Genomic DNA, 18,605 nt, shown 5'->3' with positions numbered 1-18,605 from the left:
GCCTGAGGTGTGAGGAGCGCAAGCGACGAGCCTCGAAGGCTCCGGGCCTCCTCAGGGGGAGGGGGGGGTGACGGCCCGCCCCTGCGCTGCCTGAGGTGTGAGGAGCGCAAGCGACGAGCCTCGAAGGCCCGGCGGCCGCGGCCCCTAGCCCAACGACCCGAGAGCCTTCAACCGTTCGTGCGCCTGGGTCATGATCGACTGGATCAACTCGTCACAGCTGGGTAGATCGTCGATCATGCCGACGACCTGGCCGGAGGCGAGCACGCCGGCGCGGGTGTCACCTTCGACGAGGCCGGCCTTGAGCAGCATGGGGGTGTTGCCCGCCATGATGACCTGCTGCCACGTGCGTTCGCGCGACTTCTTCATCGTGCGCCCGTCTTTGAGCATCGTCGTCCAGCGCATGCCGGTCATCTGCTTGAACTCGTTGGCATTGCGGGCCGCGGCGACGAGGGCCCGGGCCGGGCTCCCGCTCTCGAGCGCCTCCACCAGCGGGGTACGCAACACGCGGTGCGGCATGCCGTCGACCTTGACCGAGACAACGGTGTCGCCGAGACCGCGGGCGAGGTACTCCTGCTTGACGGAGTCGGGCACGGCACTGTCCGACGTCAGCAGGAACCGGGTGCCCATGGCCACGCCCTGAGCCCCGTAGGCGAGTGCGGCGGCGAGCCCACGGCCGTCGAAGAACCCGCCCGCGGCGACCACCGGCATGTCGATACCCTTGGCGGACAGCGCATCCAGCACCGACGGCAGCAGCAGGGTGGTGGCGACCGGTCCGGTGTGACCACCGCCCTCGCCGCCCTGGACGATCACTGCGTCGGCACCCCACGAGGCGACCTTGACGGCATGTTTGGCCGCACCGATCGACGGGATCACGACGATGCCGTTGTCCTTGAGCTTCGCGATCAGTTCGGGTTTCGGGGCCAGCGCGAAGGAGGCGACCTTGACGCCCTCTCGGATCAACAGGTCGATGCGTTCGGGGGCATCGGTCGCGTCGGCACGCATGTTCACACCGAATGGCTTGTCCGTCAACGATTTCGTCTTCGCGATGGCCGCCTCGAGTTCCGCGAACGTCATCGTGGCCGACGCCAGGATGCCCAGCCCGCCGGCGTTCGAGGTTGCCGAGGTCAGCGACGGTCCGGACACCCATCCCATGCCGGTCTGGACGATCGGGTACTCGATGCCGACGAGCTCGGTGAACGACGTCGACAGTCCGGCGGCGCGCGCGGGACTCGGTTGTGCGCTGGTGGGACTGCTCATCGGACTTCCTTGTTGCGGAAGCCCTTCGGGTCGAGGACGTCCCGGATCAGACCGAGCTCCTCTGCCGTCGGCCGGCGCGTTTCGGGTGCGTCGGCAAGGCCTTCGACCTCGAAGCCGGTGTTCTCGGCGACCTCGTCGGCGCCGACCCCGGGATGCAGGGACAGGGCCCGCATGGTGTGGCCTGGTCCGCCGAAGTCGAAGACGCCGAGGTTGGTGACCACGCGATGGATGTTCAGGTCGTCGAAGGCCGGGTTCTCCGGATCGACCTTGTCGAAACCGACGCCCGACACGATGTCGACGGACTCGCCGAAGACGCGCGCGGTGTGGCGGGCCACCCAATAGCTGGTGGGGTGGTTGATGGTGTTGCCGGGCGCGCCACGCACACCGAACATCTGGCGAGTGGGGTGCTGCAACGGACCGAACGCCGACAGGTTCTGGTTGCCGTGCCGGTCGATCTGGTTGGCGCCCATGACAACATGGCGCCGACCCGATGCCACGACGTCGAACACCTTGCGGAACGGCATCCACCCCTCGATCGGCCCGGTCTTCCCGATCGGCGGGGTGTCGGCGAGGATCAGCGCCTCGCCGTCGGTGATCAGCAGGTCGGGTTCGGTGGTGAGACGCGCGAGCCGGGCGCCGAGCAGGGGAGTGGGCGCCATCGGCGAGGCCATGATCTCGCCGGCGCCGGCGAAGATGTCGGCGCAGGAGATCACACAGTACTCGGCTCGGGTGGGTTCATCCGTACCGGACGATTCACCGGGCGTGGTCGCGGTTTCGGCGGTGCTCACTGTCCGGTCTCCTTCTGCTCGTCCTGCCAGGCGGTCACTTCTCGCTGGTAGGTCTGTTCGTCGACCTGGAGGAATCGGCGCGAGAACGCGTCCCAGGTCTCGGGCTCCTTCGCCGACGCCACATAGAACTGCTGGAACTTCTCGTCGCGCCCGTAGTCACCGGCGAACGTGAAGTGCGCACCGTTGGGCGCGTGGACGACCCGGTCCACGGCCATGCGGTTGAGCAGAAGGCGCTGGTGCGGAACGGTTTTGACGAGCACCTCGGTGGAGACGATCTGATCGGCCTCGAGATAGCGTCGTTCGGCAGCCGCGCAGTAGAGGTCGTCGAAGTACGGGTCGACCCCGGTGTAGGCGGCATTGCCGTGGGCATCGGCCAGATCCAGGTGCACGAATGCGGCGTCGAGCTTCAGTGCCGGCATGGCCACCAGCGTCTGCGTCCGGCCGTCGGCGTCGGGATAGGGCGAGGTGACGGTCTTCAGCTCACCCTCCCAGAAGTTGAGGACGTCCGAGCCGAGGCCGGCACGAATGGGCAGGAACGGCACGCGTGCGGCGGCCGCTTCGAGGCCGCATTTCACCATGCCCTCGTCCATCTCGCGTACCTCGATCTCGCCGTTGGTGCGCGCCTTGGCGAACCACGGATCGTAGAACGGAGCCGAGTCGAGGGAAACGAAGCCGTAGTACGCGCGGCGCACCTTCCCTGCCGCGCAGAGCAATCCGAGGTCGGGGCCACCGTAGGTCACCACGGTGAGGTCCTTGACGTCGGAGCGGGCGAGCGCACGGACCAACGCCATCGGCTTGCGGCGCGAACCCCATCCGCCGATGCCGATGGTCATGCCGTCGCGTAGCTCGGCGATGACGTCGTCGAAAGTGCTTGTCTTGTCGGTGGGCATGTCAGGCACGTCCTCCATCCGAGGCGGAATTCGCGGCAAGTGGCTTGCCGGTCGACACGAACGCGTCGCGGTGCTCATCGGCGACGCCGGCCAGGTTCAACTCGAAGGTGTACCCCTGCTCGAGGCGGTAACTCGCCTTGACATCGACGGGGTCGATGTTGTTGATCGCCTCCTTCGCCGCGCGGATCACGCGAGTGTCTTTGGCGGCGATGGCCTCTGCGACCTCGAGTGCCGCGTCGAGCAGGTCCTCGCGGGGCACGACCCGGTAGACCGAACCGAAGTGCTCGAGTTGCTGGGCGGTGACGTTCTTGGCGGTGAAGTAGAGGGTGCGCATCATGTGCTGTGGCACGAGCCGCGCGAGATGGGTTGCGGCGCCGAGTGCTCCGCGGTCCACCTCGGGTAGTCCGAAGACGGCGTCGTCGGAGGCCACGATGACGTCGGCGTTCCCGACGAGGCCGATGCCGCCGCCCACGCAGAACCCGTTGACGGCGACGACGACGGGCACGGCGCAGTCGTAGACGGCGCTGAAGGCGGCGGCGCATCCGCGGTTGGCGCCGATCAGGGCGTCGAAGCCGTCGGTCGCCTGCATCTCCTTGATGTCGACGCCCGCGTTGAAGCCCCGACCCTCTGCGCGGAGCACCACCACGTGGGTGGAGGGGTCCCGGCCGGCGGCGGTGATGGCGTCGCCGAGTTCGAACCATGCGGCCGATGGCAGCGCGTTGACCGGCGGATAGTCGACGGTGACGGTCACGATCCCGGTATCGGAACGTGTCGTGGTGATCGGCACGCGGGCTCCTCTCATGGGGCGGTCCGGACAGTCCGAGGGGACTGCGGAAGCGCACCAAGCAAGTGCTTGGTTGTTTGGTAGGGTAGCACCCATGCAGACGCAGTCACAGGTCGAGCTGGGCCTGGTCGGGAAGGTCATCCTGGTCACGGGCGGGGCGCGCGGGGTGGGTGCCGGGATCACCCGCGTCCTGGGTTCGCTCGGCGCCCGTCCGGTGATCTGTGGTCGCAACGCCGACAATCTCGCCGACGACCTCCGCGATCTCGACTTCGTGTCCTGCGATGTCCGCGACGCGGATGCGGTCGTGGCGATGATGGACGACATCATCGGGCGGGCCGGACGCATCGACGGTGTCGTGAACAATGCCGGCGGCTCCCCGTTCGCGTTGGCCGCCGACGCGTCGGCCCGGTTCGCGAGCAAGATCGTCGACCTCAATCTGCTGGCCCCGCTGGCCGTGGCCCGCGCGGCCAACGCGGTGATGCAGACGCAGTCCGATGGTGGTGCCATCGTGAACATCTCGAGCGTGAGCGGCCACCGGCCGTCACCCGGCACCTCGGCCTACGGTGCGGCGAAGGCCGGACTCGACAACCTGATGAGCTCGCTCGCCGTCGAGTGGGCGCCGCGGGTTCGGGTGAACTCGGTCGTGGCCGGCCCGGTCGTCACCGAACAGTCCCACCTGCACTACGGGGACGACGCCGGTGTGGCAGCCGTCGGCGAGACCATCCCGATGGGGCGGATGGCCACGCCCGCCGATGTCGGCAACGCAGTCGCCTTTCTCTTGTCACCGCTTGCCGGTTACATCACCGGGTCGACGCTGACCGTCCACGGCGGTGGCGAGAAGCCGGCATTCCTCGACGCCGCCACGGCCGGTAACGCAGTCTGAGACCCGGTGTGCGGTTCGGGGCCGCAGACACTTCGGAAAGGAAGAACATCAGTGACCAGCAAGTTGAATGAGGGTCGTGTCGTCATCGTGACCGGTGCCGGCCAGGGCATCGGACGCGCCCACGCCCTCGCGTTCGCCGCCGACGGCGCGAAGGTCGTCGTCAACGACTACGCCGAGGACCCCGCGAGTGAGGTCGTCGACGAAATCGTCGCCGCCGGCGGGCAGGCAGTCGCGTCGGTGGGCGACGTCGCGGACTGGGATTCGGGTGCGGCCATGGTCGAGACCGCACTCTCCGCGTTCGGACGCCTCGACGTCCTGGTCAACAACGCGGGTTTCGTGCGCGACCGGATGCTGGTCTCGCTGTCGGAGGACGAGTGGGATGCGGTCGTCCGCGTACATCTCAAAGGGCACTTCGTCGGTCTGCGGCACGCGGCCGCGCACTGGCGCGCCCAGGCGAAGGCCGGCGACGTTCCGCAGGCGCGCATCATCAACACGAGTTCCGGTGCGGGACTGTACGGTTCGGTGGGCCAGGGCAACTACGTCGCGGCAAAGGCCGGCATCGCGGCCCTGACGATCCAGGCGGCCGCGGAACTGGGGTCGTATGGTGTGACCGTGAACGCGATCGCTCCGGCCGCCCGTACCCAGATGACCATGGGTGCCGGCGAGGCGATGGCCGCTCAGATGGCGGCGCCCGCCGACGGTTCCTTCGACACGATGGATCCGGCGAACGTCTCGCCCCTCGTGGTCTGGCTGGGTTCGCCCGCGGCGGGCTCGGTGACCGGCCGGGTGTTCGAAGTCGAGGGCGGCAAGATCTCGGTCACCGATGGATGGCAGCGAAGCATCGAGCGGGACAAGGGTTCTCGGTGGGAGGCCGGCGAGCTCGGCCCGGTGATCGAGGAGATCCTGGCCAAGGCGCCGGTACCGATGCCGGTGTACGGCGCGCGATGACCTCGTCCCGAGATCCCTCGGCCGAGCGGATCGCCGCGGCGCGCGCTTATGTGGACGCCTTGGTGAGTCACGATCCGTCCGCGGTCGCCCTGCACCCGGACTGCACCCGCGTGGAGTTCGGTGTGCGGACCGGGCGCGACGGCGACCACATCGCCCGCAGCCTCGCGCGTGGCCCGCAATTCCGCCTCATCCACCGGATCTCGGACTTCACCGCCACGGTGGACGGGCACAGCGTCACCACGCGCTACGTCGTCCACGTCCGACCCAAGACCCTTCGGCTGGGTGCCACCGTGTCCGAGACCTTCGTGGTCGACGAGGACAACCGGATCCGCGCGATCGTCGCCCACTTCGGCCTCCCGCGGCCCCAACGGGCCTGACCGTCCGGCACGCCACCAACAGACGAACCCACCACCCCGAACGGGCGGTGGGTTCGTCGACTGTAGGTGGACCGTCAGGCGCTGGGCGCGCGCACGACCATCGGCACGCCGGGGAAGTACGCCGCCATCTCCGAACGGGACTTGCGTAGCGCTGCGGTGCCGTACCCCGACTTGCGGAACTGCGGGTGGATCCAGATGCGCAGGTCGATCTCGCCGTCCTTCAGTTCGCCGAACACGAAGCCGACCTTCGACTCACCTTCGACGGCGACCAGCCAGACGGCTTCCTCGGCGTCGACCCGGGCGGTGGCGGCATCGATCTCGGCCGCGACATCGCCGGCGGGAGCGCCCGAACCGTCGCCGGCGGTGCCGATCTCGTTGGTGCGCGCCGAGAACAGTTCGGCGTCGGCGGACGGGTCGAACGGACGGAGATCAAGGGTGTCCCCACTGCTGGCCGGACGTTCGGCGAGCGTGAAGGTGAGGGCGCTGTTGAGGTCGTCGAGTTCGGCCTGGTTCTTGCGGCGGTCGTCCTTGGTGAGCTGGTCGAGCTTCATGTCGAGGATGGCCTCGGCGCCGAGCTTGGATTTGCCGAGCAGGTCGACGATCGCGGTGACGGCCTCGTCGTGATTCTCGGCGTCGACGATGGCATCGAGGACCTCGTGGCGGCGTTCGAGGGCGGTCAGCAGGGCGTCGGCGATGTCACGCCGGGTGGTGGCGAGGTCGAGATCAGTCATGGTTCGATCCTAGGTCACCACCCCTCGCCGGTGGCGGACTTCAGGTTCGCGGAAGGCGCATCCGCGAGGGAATGTTAGAACACGTTCTCGTGCCTCATGGTGCGGTTTTGGTGGAGATTCTTCCCTAGAGCTGTAACACGTCCTAGTCTGGTGGTCATGACGAGCGAGGGTACGACGACAGCACCGGCCGACTTCGATCACCTGCGCGGGGGCACGCACATGGGCGACCTGATGGTCGCGGCGCTGCGGCGGCACGCCGACCGCACGGTGCTGTCTCTCGGCGACACCGAGATGACCGGCGGTGAGATGGCGGCGTCGATCAGCCGCTACATCCAGGCGTTCGAGGGGTTGGGTGCCGGTACGGGAACCGCGGTCGGCCTACTCGCGCTGAATCGGCCCGAGGTGCTGTTCGTGATCGGCGCCGGCCAGACGCAGGGATGGCGCCGCACCGCACTGCATCCCCTGGGCTCACTCGACGACCACGCGTACGTGCTCTCCGACGCCGGCGTGTCGACTCTCATCATCGACCCGGTGCCCATGTTCGTCGAGCGGGCCGCGGCACTGCTCGAACGGGTTCCCGGTCTCAAGCAGGTGCTGACGCTCGGGCCGGTGCCGGAGCAACTCGCCGCCCACGCGCGGGACGTGATCGCCGAAGCCGACAACTTCGAGCCGAAGCCCCTTGTCGCCGCGCATCTCTCACCCGACCACGTCGTCTCGATCACCTACACCGGCGGCACCACCGGCAAGCCGAAGGGCGTCATCGGGACGGCTCGCGCGATGTCGACGATGACGCAGATCCAGCTCGCCGAATGGGAATGGCCAGAACACCCGCGGTTCCTGCTCTGCACGCCCCTCTCGCACGCCGGCGCCGCCTTCTTCGTCCCGACCCTCATGAAGGGCGGGTCGATGGTGGTCCTGTCCAAATTCGACCCGGCCGAGGTGCTCCGCACGATCGAGGAGCAGAAGATCACCGCGACCATGCTGGTGCCCTCGATGCTGTACGCGCTGATGGATCACCCGGACTCCAAGACGCGCGATCTGTCCTCGCTGGAGACCGTGTATTACGGTGCGTCGCCGATCAATCCGGTGCGTCTCGCCGAGGCCATAGAACGCTTCGGTCCGATCTTCGCGCAGTACTACGGCCAGTCCGAGGCGCCGATGGCCATCAGTTACCTGGCCAAGGGCGATCATCCGGGTCCCGGTGAGGACCAGCGTCGGCTGAGCAGCTGCGGACGGCCGTCGGCCTTCCTGCGTACCGCCCTGCTGGGGCCCGACGACAAGCCCGTCCCGCAGGGCGAACCCGGCGAGATCTGCGTCGCGGGACCACTTCTCGCCGGCGGTTACCTGGGCCTCCCCGAACAGACCGCGGACACCTTCCGCGACGGCTGGCTGCGCACCGGCGACGTGGCCCGCGAGGACGAGGGCGGATTCTGGTTCATCGTCGACCGCACCAAGGACATGATCGTCACCGGTGGCTTCAATGTGTTCCCGCGCGAGGTCGAGGACGTCGTCGCCGAACACCCGGCAGTGGGTCAGGTCGGCGTGATCGGTGTCCCGGACGACAAGTGGGGCGAGGCGGTCACCGCGATCGTGGTGCTGCGCAACGATGCCGACGCCGACGACGCGGCGAAGGGCCGGATCACCACCGAGATCCAGCAGTCCGTGAAGGACCGCAAGGGCGCGGTGCAGTCACCCAAGCGGGTGATCTTCGCCGATGCCCTGCCACTGACCGCGCTCGGCAAGCCGGACAAGAAGGCGCTGCGGTCCCAGTACTGGGCCGACTCCGACCGCGGCGTCGGCTAGATCCCCTCTGCTCCCTAATCCGAAAGAACGACATAACCATTGCCCCCTGAGGTGCGAGGAGCGTTGGCGCTTCGCTCGCACCTCAGGGAGCACAGGGGGAGCGCATCGCTCGCTCCTCAACCGACCCGCCCGCCCGGGCGGGTCACAGGTCGCAGCAGTCGCAACAATCGCAGCAGTCGCAGTCGTCGCAGACCGCGTCCTTGTACTTGTCGGTGAAGTGATTCCAGTGGTCGACGCAGCAGGCCTTGCCGAAGCACGAGACGCCGATGAACGGCAGAATCCGTTCGTGGAACGATCGATTCGGTTTGAAGGGTGGCGGGTACGGCCACTCGGTCGGATAGCCGAACGGCCGGTGCGGCGGCCACTGGGTGCGCGAGTCGGCGACCACCGAAGGGGCCTCCGCGTGCGGGTGCATGCGCTTGTGGATCGCGTGGCGCAGTCCGTCGAGCAACACCACTCGTAGGAGTCGGTCGTCGACGAGTTCGAGGTCGGCGTAGCGAGTCCGGATCGCGGAGGCGAGTCGCCGGCACTGCTCGAGCGCGGTCTCCGGCGACGTTCCGGTGGACCGGAGTGGGTTGTACCGTCCCTGCTCGGCGTCGGAGTCATAGTCGTCGACCGCGTCCAAGAGGTGCGCTATCCGGCCGAAATCGGCACCGATGTCGGAGAGCGCTGCCTCGTTGCGGGGTGCGTCGGCGAGTATCGCCGACGCGGAGAAGACCTGTGCCGCAGCCACTGCCGACGCCCGGGTGAGGTCGTCGAGGACGACGCTCGTCGACTCGATCTCGGCTTGACGAGAGAGCGTCGTCATCATCCCGTCGACATCGAGACGTCGGGCGACCTCGGTGTCGGCCGCGGCATTCCGGCGCAGGTGGCTCCCGGCATAGTCGGCGAGCTTCGCGCGTACCGGCCGACGGGGCGCCAGCGCGTGTCGCTGCTCGTTGCCGACGTCGGCCGCCTTCGCGGCGGCGAGGGTGAGGGAGGCGGTCGCGGCGAGGCGGACACCCGGTTCGTCGGCGGACACGACTGTCGCCGTGCGCATTCCGCGTAGGGGACACCGACCGGCCTCGGTGGAGGCGCACTCCGACGTCGACTGGGCTGCGGTGAGGATCGACACCATCACCGCATCGGTGTTGACCGTCAACCTGCTCGACTGGCCGTGGTTGTCGCGCAGCGACAGACAGACCCCGCACAGGTGGGAGCGCCACTGGTCCATCAGGTCGTCGTCGAGTGCGTGCCGACATGGAGTGAGAACCCCGAACATTCGAGAATCAGACCACAGGCAGGGGGGCCTCGCGAGAGGATTCATTCGTTCGGTGCAGGCGGCCCGCTGTGCTCGCCTCAGTCGCCGCCGACAACGCGGGCGCGGGCCGTGAGCGTGGTTCGGAGCCATTCCGGCTCGCAGACCACGAAGTCGTGGTCGAACATCGACGCCCACAACGCGCGCGTGGCGTGGCGACGGTCGGCGAACCGGAGTCCGAGCCGGCATCGTCCTTCTGGTGAGCGGTCGAGATATGTTGCGGCGGCGATCGACTCGATCTGCTCGGCATCGTCGGCCGAGCAGTCGATCACCACGTCGACGGGTTCGAAGGAGCGTCGGAACGCGTCACGATGCCGCTCCCAGATCTCGCCGAGGTCGACGTCATCGGACCGGCGCGCGGGTTCGTCGAGGACGTCCACGTCGCCCATCCGGGAGACGCGGTACATGCGTTCCGCCGAGCCGGCGCCGTCGTGCGACGTGCTGCCGCGCGACGAGGTGGCGACGAGGTACCAGGTCTCGCCCGCCACGATGAGTCCGATCGGGTCGAGGACGTGCTCGCGCGGGGTGGGCGCAGCCCGGCTCCGGTAGCTCAGACGGATCCGTCGGCCCTCGAACACGGCGAGTTGTACGGCCTGGAGGCCGTCGAGGATCTCCGGGGTTCTGACGAAACCCTCCGGACGGACCAGGATCCGCTGCGCGGCGCGCACGGCATGACTCCGATGCGCCTCGGGCAGGGCGGCGGTCACCTTGCGCATGGCGCTGGTGAACGCGGGGGAGTCGACCCGTCCGGTACCGGCGAGCAACGACGTGGCCTCGTCGACGGTCAGTCCGGTGAGATCGGTGCGATACCCCGGTAACAACGCGAAGCCGCCGTGCCGGCCGCGCTCGGCGTAGACCGGCACGCCGGACAGCGACAGCGCGTCGATGTCGCGGAGCACGGTTCGTTCGGAGACCCCGAGCTCGGCGGCCAACTCGGCGGCGGTCACCCGCTCGTGCTTCTTCAGCACCATCAGCAGGGCGATGAGACGTTCGGCGCGCACGAATGCGATTCTCTCCCGAATACATGACAGGAGATGTCGTGTATTGCGGATTCGCTGGTGTCAGACCGACCAACGACAAGGAGAGGACGTCATCATGACCGCAACCACACCAGAGGCCGTGCCCGCCCCGGCCGCACCCGCCGACCCCCGTCCCGCATTCCGAGTGGCAACTGCTTGGATGACGGCACTGCTGACCGGGATCACCGACGATCAACTGGAAGCGCCCACTCCCTGCGAGGACTTCGACGTCCGGACACTCTCGGCGCACGTCGTGGCGACCGCCGAGCGTGCCCGGGCCCTCGCCGACGGACTCGACGTCCGAACGATGTGGACGATCGCCGAGGAGCACGACGCTGCCACCTACTCTGCGCTGGTCGAGGCCGCCCTGGAGGGATGGGCCGATGATGCGTCGCTGACCCGCATGGTCCAGGTGCCGTGGGGTGAGGTACCCGGCGCAGGCGCGCTCTGGGGCTATGTCAGCGAGACCCTCGTGCACGGCTGGGACCTCGCCGTCGCGACGGGCCAACCCGCGGAGGCCGATCCCGAGACGGCCGAGGCGACGCTCGCGGTCGCGCAGCAGTTCATCCCGGCCGAGATCCGCACCGACCCGAACGTGCCGTTCGGCGTCGTCGTCGAACCCCGCCCCGGCGCCGGACCCACTGAGCGACTGGCCAACTGGACCGGCCGGGACCCCGAGGGCTGGTCCCCGGCTTCGTGAGGCGGGTGCCGACCCCCTGCTCCCTGAGGAGCGCCCGGAGCTTGCGGAGGGCGCGTCACGAAGGGTCTGGCGACCGAGGGTGCGAGCGTGACGGCCCCCTGCTCCCTGAGGTGCGAGCGAAGCGAGCCACGAAGGGTCTGGTGAGATGCCCTGCCGCCCTTCGTGGCTCGTCGCTATCGCTCCTCACACCTCAGGGAGCGGAGGATCTTGCGCTCCTCACACCTCAGGGAGCGGAAGATCTTGCGCTCCTCGCACCTCAGGGAGCGGAGGATGTTGCACCTCGGGAGAGCAGAAGGTGTTGAGCGGTCAGCGGGCCGGCTCGCAGATGACCACCGGGATCGTTCGTTCCGTCCAGGCGGCGTAGGTGTCGTAGTCCGCGTAGGTGTCGACGAGATCAGGCCAGAGTTCGGCGCGCTCGGCATCGGTGGCGGTGCGCGCCACGAGGTCGTGCTTCTCCTTGCCGATCTGGATGGTGACCTGCGGGTTGTCCCGGAGATTGAGGTACCAGGCGGGGTTCTTCGCCGAGCCGCCCTGGGAGGCGACGACGACGAAGGCGTCCCCGCGTCGTAGGTAGATCAGCGGCGCGGTGCGCGGCTGCCCCGACTTGCGGCCGATGGTGGTCAGCAAGCACACCGGCGCGGGCTTGCGCAGACCCGCACCGACCCGCCAAGTGCCCCCGACGCGACCACCGGTGGCCTTGTACAGCGCGGTGTTCGCCTTCGACCCCAGTTTGATGATCTTGCTGACGATCGGCGAATCGAGTTGCGCGGGCTTGTTGTTCGGGTCGAGTGCAGGCATCAGATGCGCTCGATGATGGTGCCGGTGGCCATGGCGCCGCCGGCGCACATCGTGACCAGCGCGGTCTGACCGTCCCGACGCTCCAGTTCGTGCAGGGCGGTGGTGATCAGGCGAGACCCGGTGCTGCCCACGGGGTGTCCCAGGGCGATGGCACCGCCGTTCACGTTGACCTTGTCCAGGTCGGCGCCGTGAACCTGGGCCCAGCTGAGCACCACGGACGCGAACGCCTCGTTGATCTCGACGATGTCGATGTCGGACAACGACATACCCGACTTCGCCAGGACTCGCTCGGTCGCCTGGACGGGGCCGTCGAGATGGAAGTGCGGCTCCGAGCCGACGAGCGCCTGCGCCTTGATGCGGGCACGGGGCGTCAGGCCGAGTTCGCGTGCGCGGGACTCGTCCATGATGAGCACGGCGGCCGCGCCGTCGGAGATCTGCGACGACGTGCCAGCGGTGTGGATACCGCCCTCGAGAACGGGTTTGAGCGCGGACAGGGATTCGAGCGTGGTGTCGCGCAGGCCCTGGTCACGGCTGACGTCGAGGATGTTCCCGGTCAGTTCGCCCTCTTTGGTGCGCTCGGGCGCCTTGAGGCTCAAGACCTCGCGGTCGAACCGACCCTCGTCCCATGCCTTGCGGGCGTTGCGTTGACTGCGCTCGCCGAGCGCGTCGATGTCGGCGCGCGTGATACCGCGGCGTTTGGCGATCCGTTCGGCGGCCTCGAACTGGTTCGGCATGTCGACCTCCCACGAATCCGCATGGTAGGGACCGGCATTGGTGCCGACGTTCGCACCGAGCGGAACGACCGACATCGTCTCCACCCCGCAGGCGACGCCGATGTCGATCGCGTCGGAGGCGATGAGCCCGGCGATCAGATGGTTGGCCTGCTGCGCCGAACCGCACTGTGCGTCGATGGTGGTGGCTCCGGTCGCCTCCGGCAGACCCGCGGACAGCCAGGCCTTACGCGTGATGTTGCCGGCCTGGGCGCCTGCCTGGGTCACGCAGCCGCCGATCGCCTGCTCGACGAGGGCGGGGTCGAGGCCCGCCTTCTCGAGGAGGCCGCGTTGGGTGATGCCGAGCAACTCCTCGGCGTGCAGGCCCGAGAGCCAACCGTTGCGCTTGCCGATCGGCGTGCGCGCCGCTTCCACGATGACGGGAACGCCCATCGCCACTCCTTCGTTCGTACCGGTGAACCCGGATGTCCACGGATGAGGCCACGACGGTCCGTCGAGGCCGCTGTGATCACGCTAGAACACGTTCTATGTTTGCGTCTACGCTGGGGTGGATGATGCGGGCAGGGCGGCCCACTCGGCGGGTGTTCGACGCAATGCGTCGACGCTGCACGACGACGAACGCAGACGAATCTGTGAGAGAAGATCGCAGGTCGGGATACCGGGTCGGGAACAAAACTAGAACAAGTTCTCGTCTGAGGGTGTCGTATGCGTCACAGTGTGCTTCAATGTGATTGAAACAGGTTCTAAATCTCACAGCGAGGTGGTGTGACGTGACCCAGGCCCAGAGCGCCCCGATCGGCAGCGAGCCGACCCCGGCGGATTCTGCGCGCACGAGCCCTTCCGACGTAGTCGCGAAGTGCCCGTTCATGGAGCAGGAGGGGTGGGATTTCACCAACCCCGATCTGCTCGAGCAGGGCATCCCCGTGAAGGAGTTCGCGCAACTGCGCAAGACCGCGCCGGTCTGGTGGAATGCCCAGGCGCCCGGCAAGGGCGGTGGTTTCCACGACGGCGGGTACTGGGTGATCTCCAAGCACGCCCATGTCCGCGAGATCTCCAAGAACAACGAGGACTGGGAAACCAACGCCAACGGCGTCATCATGCGTTTCGAAGACGACATGACCGCCGATCAGATCGAGATCACCAAGGCATTGCTGATCAACCACGATCCGCCGGAGCACACCCGCCTGCGCAAGCTGGTCTCCAAGTTGTTCACGCCGCGCGCCGTGCATTCACTCGAGGAGAAGCTCGACGACGCCGCGCGCGAGATCGTGACGCGGGCCGCGGAGAAGGGCAGTGGCGACTTCGTCAAGGACGTCGCCGTCGACCTGCCGCTGCTGGCCATCGCCGACCTCCTCGGCGTGCCGGAGGTGGATCGGGAGAAGCTGTTCGACTGGTCGAACTCGATGATGAACGCCGACGACCCGGATTACACGACGGATCCGCAGCAGGCCAACGCCGAGATCCTCGGCTACGGCTACACGATGGCCGAGGAGAAGCGTAAGAATCCCGGCGAGGACATCGTCACCACGCTGGTGAACGCCGACATCGACGGGCAGTCGCTCGACGAGACCGAGTTCGGGTTCTTCTTCATCCTGCTGACCGTCGCCGGCAACGAGACCACCCGCAACGCCATCAGCCACGGGATGAATGCCTTCCTGGACAACCCCGATCAGTGGGAACTGTTCAAGAAGGAGCGCCCGGCGACCGCGGTCGACGAGATCGTGCGGTGGGCGACCCCGGTCAACTGCTTCCAGCGGACGGCCAAGCGCGACACGCAGATCGGCGGCGTCGACATCGCCAAGGGTGAGCGCGTCGGCATGTTCTACGGTTCGGCGAACTACGACGAGGACGTTTTCGACGATCCGTTCTCGTTCAACATCATGCGCGATCCCAACCCGCACGTCGGGTTCGGCGGCAACGGTGCGCACTTCTGCGTCGGTGCGAACCTCGCGCGGATGGAGATCAACCTGATGTTCAACGCGCTCGCCGACATGGTGCCCGACATCACCAAACTCGACGCACCGCGCCGTCTGCGCCACGGCTGGATCAACGGCGTCAAGGAACTCCGCGTCGACTACGGCACCAAGTGACCGCAGCAGAGCAGACACCGGCCTACCTCGGCATCGACCGGGAGAACCATCCCGCAGTCGTGGCGGGGCGTCGTTCGCGTGAGTTCGTGGAATCCAGGGACAAACAGGCCTGGATCGACAACTTCGCGGCAGACGCCACGGTCGAGGACCCGGTCGGCCCGTCGATGTTCGACCCGGACGGCGTCGGATTCCGCGGGCACGAGCAGATCTCGGAGTTCTGGGACAAATCGATCGGGACGACCGAGAGCATCGAGTTCCGCTTCGACGAGGAGATCATCTGCGGGAACGAGGTAGCCTACATCGGCAGCATCGTCACCCACATCGCCGGCCATGTCTCCGAGGCGCGCGGGGTGTTCACCTATCGCGCCGACGCCGACGGCAAGCTGTCGGCACTGCGCGCCTTCTGGGAAGTCGAGAAGACGATCAACTCGGTGCGCAAGGCCGGATAGTCGCAACACGAGCCGCCACGGGCGGGACAGGGTGCTCACCCTGTCCCGCCCGCGGTCGTTTGTGGGCCGGGTTCTCCCATCCGTCGTTACAGCGCGTCGGCCGGGCCCGAAGATGGGGTGACAGGTTCACCGACGCCCCCACGGCGTCGTCGACGGAGGGGGAGCGACTCGGAGTCCGGCGCGGTCGATCAGTTCGACGCGGTGTACCGCGAACACGTTGCGGGGGTCTGGCGCTACGTGCGGACCCGTGTGCCCGGGGCCGCCGACGCCGACGACGTGACCGCGGAGGTCTTCGTGAAGGCGATGCGCTCGTGGGACCGGTTCGACGACCGGCGCGACAGCGTCGGCGCCTGGCTGATCGGGATCGCGCGGCATGTCGTCGCGGACTGGTGGGCCCGGCGATCCCGCGAGGTGCCGGTCGCCGAGGTCGACCTCGGCGACGCCGGGGTGTCCGTTTACGACGGCGATCCCGAGACCGCGATGCTGCGGGCCGCCGCGGCCGACGACGTGCGCAGCCGGTTGTGGGTTCTGACGGCGCGCGAGCGGGAAGCCGTGACCCTGCGATTCGCCACCGAACTCACCTCCGACGAGATCGGCGCGGCGATGGGGATCTCGGCGACGGCCGCGCGGATGCTCGTCTATCGCGGGGTGGCGAAGTTGAGGGAGGTGATGCCGAGGTGACGCCTCACGATCCGAGTGAACAGTTCGACCCCGTGGACATCGCTGCGGCCGAACGACTCGATGACGCGATATCGGCAGTTCTCGACGGGCGCGACGTCCCGAATGCTCCGGACCCGGAACTCGAGTTGCTCGCCGGTGGCTTGCGGCCCGACCCGCCCGCGTCGACCTACGTTTCGGTCGACCGGATACTGCATCCTGCGCCTGCCGGTCGTCGGAGAAGACGGTGGTCGGCGGCGCAGGTGGCCGCGGCCGCGCTCGGCGCGATCCTGATCATCCATGGCGTCGGGAACATGATTGCCGGCGAGTGGATCTCGGCGTCGCTCGGCGAGCCGTTCAACCAGCACGCGATGGTCGACGGCGGATTGGCGTTCATCGCCGTCGGCGCGGCGATCGCGGTCGCCTCGACGCGTCGCCGGTGGCTACCCGTCGCCGTCATCGCGGGCGTGCCGCTCGGACTGGTGATGGGCGGACGCGGTCTCCACGAGATCGGCGTCTTCGCCTGGGGTGCGGTCGCCCACGGTGCGGTCGGTGTGGCTGCCCTGGTGCTGCTGGTCACATATGCGCTGGGGCGGCGTTACAGTTTTCGGCCGGATCGGGAAGGACGGGTATGAGAGCACTGCATCGAATCCGGAATTATGTACGCGCGATGCGGCGGGCCCGGCGTCATCGCACCGAACTCGTCGGCCACCTCGCTCGTCGGCCGCTGGTGGCGGGCGGGATCGCCGGGATGGAGAGCGCGATGCTGCTGTCCAACCGGATGGACCCGAAACTCAAAGAACTGGCCGAACTCAAGGCCGCCGGCATGGTCAGTTGCGAGTTCTGCCTCGACATCGGCTCCGCGCTGGCGTCGGGCGCCGGAATCACCGAGCAGCAACTCCGCGATCTGCCGCGCTATGAGGAGTCGACGGCCTACACCGATCTGGAGAAACTCGTCATCGGCTACGCCGAGGCGATGACCCGTACGCCGGCTGTCGGCGACGATCTCGCGGACCTGCGCCGCCGGCTGGCCGAACACCTGTCGGAGACCCAGATCGTCGAACTCGCCATGACCGTGGCCTGGGAGAATCAGCGGGCACGTCTCAACCAGTCGCTGGGTGTGCGACCCACGGGAATGGCCGACGGCCTCGCCTGCGCTGTCCCCGAACGCACTTCGTAGCATTCATGCGCACATATGGCGCATGAATGCCACGAAGTTCCGCTCAGTGCAGGGGCTTGTCGGCGCCGACGAGCCACATCGAGAAGTACTGCGAGCCACCGCCATAGGCGTGGCCCAGTGCCTTCCGGGCGTCCGGGACCTGGTGGTCTCCGGCTTTGCCCATGACCTGGATGGCGGCCTCGGCGAACCGGATCATGCCCGACGCCCCGATCGGGTTCGACGACAACACACCGCCGGACGCGTTGAGCGGGATGCGCCCGCCGATCTCGGTGTCGCCGGATTCGGTGAGCTTCCACCCCTCGCCCTCGGCCACGAATCCCAGGTTCTCCAGCCACATCGGCTCGAACCAGGAGAAGGGCACGTAGATCTCGGCGGCGTCGATCTCCTCCAGCGGGTTGCTGATGCCGCCGGCCTTCCACAACGCGGCCGCGGCATCGCGACCGGCCTGCGGGCTGACGACGTTGCGGTGCGCGTAGGACAGCGGCTCGGTGCGCATCGCGGTGGCATGGATCCACGCCACCGGATCGCCTGCGGCGATCGCGGCATCGGCGACATCCTCGCTGCCGATGACGACCGCGCAGGCCCCGTCCGACGACGGGCAGGTCTCGTCGTAACGGATCGGGTCCCAGAGCATCTGCGAGCTCATGACCTTCTCGACCGTCTGATCCGGTTGGTGCAGGTGCGCAAGCGGATTCAGCGCGCCGTTACGGCGATCCTTGGCGGCGACCATCGCCCCGATGTGCTCGGGCGCGCCGGACTGCCGGATGTAGGCGCGCACGTGCGGGGCGAAGAAGCCACCCGCGCCGGCGCCCACCGGCTTGGTGAACGGCACCGGGATCGACAGCGCCCACATCGCGTTGGACTCGGACTGCTTCTCCCAGGCGACGGCCAGGACCCGCTTGTGCACGCCCGCGAAGACCAGCGACGCGGCCACATTGGCCGTCGAACCGCCGACCGAACCCGCGGTGTGTACGCGGATGAGGCGTTTGCCGACAGCGCCGATGGCCTCGGCCATCGCGAGCTCCGGCATCATCGACCCCTCGAAGAGGTCCGGGGCCTTGCCGATGACGATCGCGTCGATGTCGTCGAGCGAGACCTTGGAGTCGATCAGCGCGGCGTCGATGGCCTCGCGGACCATGCCCGCCATCGTGACGTCGGACCGCTTCGCGACGTACCGTGTCTGCCCGGTGCCCAGCACCGCGGCACGATTGTTGTGTCCCATC

General features: G+C 67.9%; 20 protein-coding genes. 10 read left to right on the top strand and 10 right to left on the bottom strand.

The window, feature by feature from the left end; translation table 11 throughout:
• Window positions 1-144: 144 nt before the first annotated feature.
• From FFS52_RS17745 to echA20, 4 genes are read right to left on the bottom strand one after another with little or no spacing between them, the layout of a single operon-like run.
• Window positions 145-1,257, bottom strand: a complete 1,113-nt coding sequence (locus tag FFS52_RS17745) for a nitronate monooxygenase (protein ID WP_137810460.1) — start codon at window positions 1,255-1,257, stop codon at window positions 145-147.
• A complete protein-coding gene (locus tag FFS52_RS17740) occupies window positions 1,254-2,045 on the bottom strand; it encodes a CoA-transferase (RefSeq protein WP_065629771.1) in 792 nt (263 codons plus the stop codon). The genes FFS52_RS17745 and FFS52_RS17740 overlap by 4 nt, the downstream gene beginning before the upstream one ends.
• On the bottom strand, window positions 2,042-2,935 hold the full coding sequence (locus tag FFS52_RS17735; protein ID WP_137810459.1) for a CoA-transferase: 894 nt from the start codon (window positions 2,933-2,935) through the stop codon (window positions 2,042-2,044). Before FFS52_RS17735 ends, FFS52_RS17740 begins: the two co-directional genes overlap by 4 nt.
• 1 nt (window position 2,936) lies before the next feature.
• Window positions 2,937-3,722 carry a (7aS)-7a-methyl-1,5-dioxo-2,3,5,6,7,7a-hexahydro-1H-indene-carboxyl-CoA hydrolase gene (echA20, locus tag FFS52_RS17730; protein ID WP_137810458.1) on the bottom strand — a complete coding sequence of 262 codons (786 nt, stop codon included), beginning with the start codon at window positions 3,720-3,722 and terminating at the stop codon, window positions 2,937-2,939.
• 91 nt (window positions 3,723-3,813) lie between these two features.
• Here echA20 and FFS52_RS17725 point away from each other — a divergent pair, with 91 nt between their 5' ends.
• Genes FFS52_RS17725 through FFS52_RS17715 form a run of 3 tightly spaced genes read left to right on the top strand, consistent with a single transcriptional unit; the run spans window position 3,814 to window position 5,927 of the window.
• Window positions 3,814-4,602 (top strand): SDR family oxidoreductase, encoded by a 789-nt coding sequence (locus FFS52_RS17725; protein WP_137810457.1) that lies wholly within the window; start codon window positions 3,814-3,816, stop codon window positions 4,600-4,602.
• Window positions 4,603-4,653: 51 nt separating this feature from the next.
• Window positions 4,654-5,550: an SDR family oxidoreductase gene (locus FFS52_RS17720; RefSeq protein WP_068970727.1), complete on the top strand. Its 897-nt coding sequence runs from the start codon at window positions 4,654-4,656 to the stop codon at window positions 5,548-5,550.
• Window positions 5,547-5,927, top strand: a complete 381-nt coding sequence (locus FFS52_RS17715) for a nuclear transport factor 2 family protein (protein ID WP_137810456.1) — start codon at window positions 5,547-5,549, stop codon at window positions 5,925-5,927. The genes FFS52_RS17720 and FFS52_RS17715 overlap by 4 nt, the downstream gene beginning before the upstream one ends.
• A 74-nt stretch (window positions 5,928-6,001) precedes the next feature.
• On the opposite strand, the gene FFS52_RS17710 is transcribed toward FFS52_RS17715, so the two are convergent.
• Window positions 6,002-6,658: a GNAT family N-acetyltransferase gene (locus FFS52_RS17710; RefSeq protein ID WP_058253927.1), complete on the bottom strand. Its 657-nt coding sequence runs from the start codon at window positions 6,656-6,658 to the stop codon at window positions 6,002-6,004.
• A gap of 156 nt (window positions 6,659-6,814) precedes the next feature.
• On the opposite strand from FFS52_RS17710, the gene fadD8 reads away from it, so the two are divergent.
• On the top strand, window positions 6,815-8,461 hold the full coding sequence (gene fadD8 / locus FFS52_RS17705) for a fatty-acid--CoA ligase FadD8 (RefSeq protein ID WP_137810455.1): 1,647 nt from the start codon (window positions 6,815-6,817) through the stop codon (window positions 8,459-8,461).
• A gap of 142 nt (window positions 8,462-8,603) precedes the next feature.
• Here fadD8 and FFS52_RS17700 read toward each other — a convergent pair whose 3' ends face one another.
• Together FFS52_RS17700 and FFS52_RS17695 are read right to left on the bottom strand one after the other, a co-directional pair.
• A complete protein-coding gene (locus tag FFS52_RS17700) occupies window positions 8,604-9,722 on the bottom strand; it encodes a DUF5685 family protein (protein WP_137810454.1) in 1,119 nt (372 codons plus the stop codon).
• 77 nt (window positions 9,723-9,799) lie between these two features.
• Entirely contained in the window at window positions 9,800-10,759 is a 960-nt protein-coding gene (locus tag FFS52_RS17695) for a YafY family protein (RefSeq protein ID WP_137810453.1), read from the bottom strand.
• 94 nt (window positions 10,760-10,853) lie between these two features.
• Between FFS52_RS17695 and FFS52_RS17690 the strand changes: the two genes are divergently transcribed.
• Entirely contained in the window at window positions 10,854-11,477 is a 624-nt protein-coding gene (locus FFS52_RS17690; protein ID WP_137810452.1) for a TIGR03086 family metal-binding protein, read from the top strand.
• A gap of 306 nt (window positions 11,478-11,783) precedes the next feature.
• On the opposite strand, the gene FFS52_RS17680 is transcribed toward FFS52_RS17690, so the two are convergent.
• Window positions 11,784-12,275 (bottom strand): nitroreductase family deazaflavin-dependent oxidoreductase, encoded by a 492-nt coding sequence (locus FFS52_RS17680; protein ID WP_137810450.1) that lies wholly within the window; start codon window positions 12,273-12,275, stop codon window positions 11,784-11,786.
• Window positions 12,275-13,438, bottom strand: coding sequence for a steroid 3-ketoacyl-CoA thiolase (locus FFS52_RS17675; protein ID WP_137810449.1), 1,164 nt, complete (start codon window positions 13,436-13,438; stop codon window positions 12,275-12,277). The genes FFS52_RS17680 and FFS52_RS17675 overlap by 1 nt, the downstream gene beginning before the upstream one ends.
• Before the next feature lie 338 nt (window positions 13,439-13,776).
• On the opposite strand from FFS52_RS17675, the gene FFS52_RS17670 reads away from it, so the two are divergent.
• The 5 genes from FFS52_RS17670 (at window position 13,777) to FFS52_RS17650 (ending at window position 17,382) form a co-directional block, all read left to right on the top strand.
• Window positions 13,777-15,096 (top strand): cytochrome P450, encoded by a 1,320-nt coding sequence (locus tag FFS52_RS17670; protein ID WP_137810448.1) that lies wholly within the window; start codon window positions 13,777-13,779, stop codon window positions 15,094-15,096.
• A complete protein-coding gene (locus FFS52_RS17665; protein ID WP_065629762.1) occupies window positions 15,093-15,545 on the top strand; it encodes a nuclear transport factor 2 family protein in 453 nt (150 codons plus the stop codon). The genes FFS52_RS17670 and FFS52_RS17665 overlap by 4 nt, the downstream gene beginning before the upstream one ends.
• Before the next feature lie 201 nt (window positions 15,546-15,746).
• On the top strand, window positions 15,747-16,226 hold the full coding sequence (locus FFS52_RS17660) for an RNA polymerase sigma factor (protein WP_058253566.1): 480 nt from the start codon (window positions 15,747-15,749) through the stop codon (window positions 16,224-16,226).
• 32 nt (window positions 16,227-16,258) lie between these two features.
• Complete coding sequence (locus tag FFS52_RS17655; protein ID WP_249356439.1) at window positions 16,259-16,837, top strand: hypothetical protein; 579 nt, start codon at window positions 16,259-16,261, stop codon at window positions 16,835-16,837.
• Entirely contained in the window at window positions 16,834-17,382 is a 549-nt protein-coding gene (locus FFS52_RS17650; RefSeq protein WP_137810446.1) for a carboxymuconolactone decarboxylase family protein, read from the top strand. The genes FFS52_RS17655 and FFS52_RS17650 overlap by 4 nt, the downstream gene beginning before the upstream one ends.
• Window positions 17,383-17,425: 43 nt before the next feature.
• Here FFS52_RS17650 and FFS52_RS17645 read toward each other — a convergent pair whose 3' ends face one another.
• Entirely contained in the window at window positions 17,426-18,604 is a 1,179-nt protein-coding gene (locus FFS52_RS17645) for a thiolase domain-containing protein (RefSeq protein WP_058253563.1), read from the bottom strand.
• Window position 18,605 lies beyond the last annotated feature (1 nt).

Source organism: Gordonia sp. ALPHA1B1 (assembly GCF_005502615.1).
Classification (GTDB): Bacteria; Actinomycetota; Actinomycetes; order Mycobacteriales; family Mycobacteriaceae; genus Gordonia; species Gordonia hongkongensis.
Note: the sequence above shows the minus strand (reverse complement) of the source record. Positions and strands in the feature narration are given on the sequence as shown.

What these genes read in the sequence shown, in the direction of transcription:
- FFS52_RS17745 (WP_137810460.1), bottom strand. Translation starts at nt 1,257, where the DNA reads ATGAGCAGTCCCACCAGCGCACAACCGAGTCCCGCGCGCGCCGCCGGA.
- FFS52_RS17735 (WP_137810459.1), bottom strand. Translation starts at nt 2,935, where the DNA reads ATGCCCACCGACAAGACAAGCACTTTCGACGACGTCATCGCCGAGCTA.
- FFS52_RS17725 (WP_137810457.1), top strand. Translation starts at nt 3,814, where the DNA reads ATGCAGACGCAGTCACAGGTCGAGCTGGGCCTGGTCGGGAAGGTCATC.
- FFS52_RS17715 (WP_137810456.1), top strand. Translation starts at nt 5,547, where the DNA reads ATGACCTCGTCCCGAGATCCCTCGGCCGAGCGGATCGCCGCGGCGCGC.
- FFS52_RS17710 (WP_058253927.1), bottom strand. Translation starts at nt 6,658, where the DNA reads ATGACTGATCTCGACCTCGCCACCACCCGGCGTGACATCGCCGACGCC.
- fadD8 (WP_137810455.1), top strand. Translation starts at nt 6,815, where the DNA reads ATGACGAGCGAGGGTACGACGACAGCACCGGCCGACTTCGATCACCTG.
- FFS52_RS17700 (WP_137810454.1), bottom strand. Translation starts at nt 9,722, where the DNA reads ATGTTCGGGGTTCTCACTCCATGTCGGCACGCACTCGACGACGACCTG.
- FFS52_RS17690 (WP_137810452.1), top strand. Translation starts at nt 10,854, where the DNA reads ATGACCGCAACCACACCAGAGGCCGTGCCCGCCCCGGCCGCACCCGCC.
- FFS52_RS17680 (WP_137810450.1), bottom strand. Translation starts at nt 12,275, where the DNA reads ATGCCTGCACTCGACCCGAACAACAAGCCCGCGCAACTCGATTCGCCG.
- FFS52_RS17675 (WP_137810449.1), bottom strand. Translation starts at nt 13,438, where the DNA reads ATGGGCGTTCCCGTCATCGTGGAAGCGGCGCGCACGCCGATCGGCAAG.
- FFS52_RS17650 (WP_137810446.1), top strand. Translation starts at nt 16,834, where the DNA reads ATGAGAGCACTGCATCGAATCCGGAATTATGTACGCGCGATGCGGCGG.
- FFS52_RS17645 (WP_058253563.1), bottom strand. Translation starts at nt 18,604, where the DNA reads ATGGGACACAACAATCGTGCCGCGGTGCTGGGCACCGGGCAGACACGG.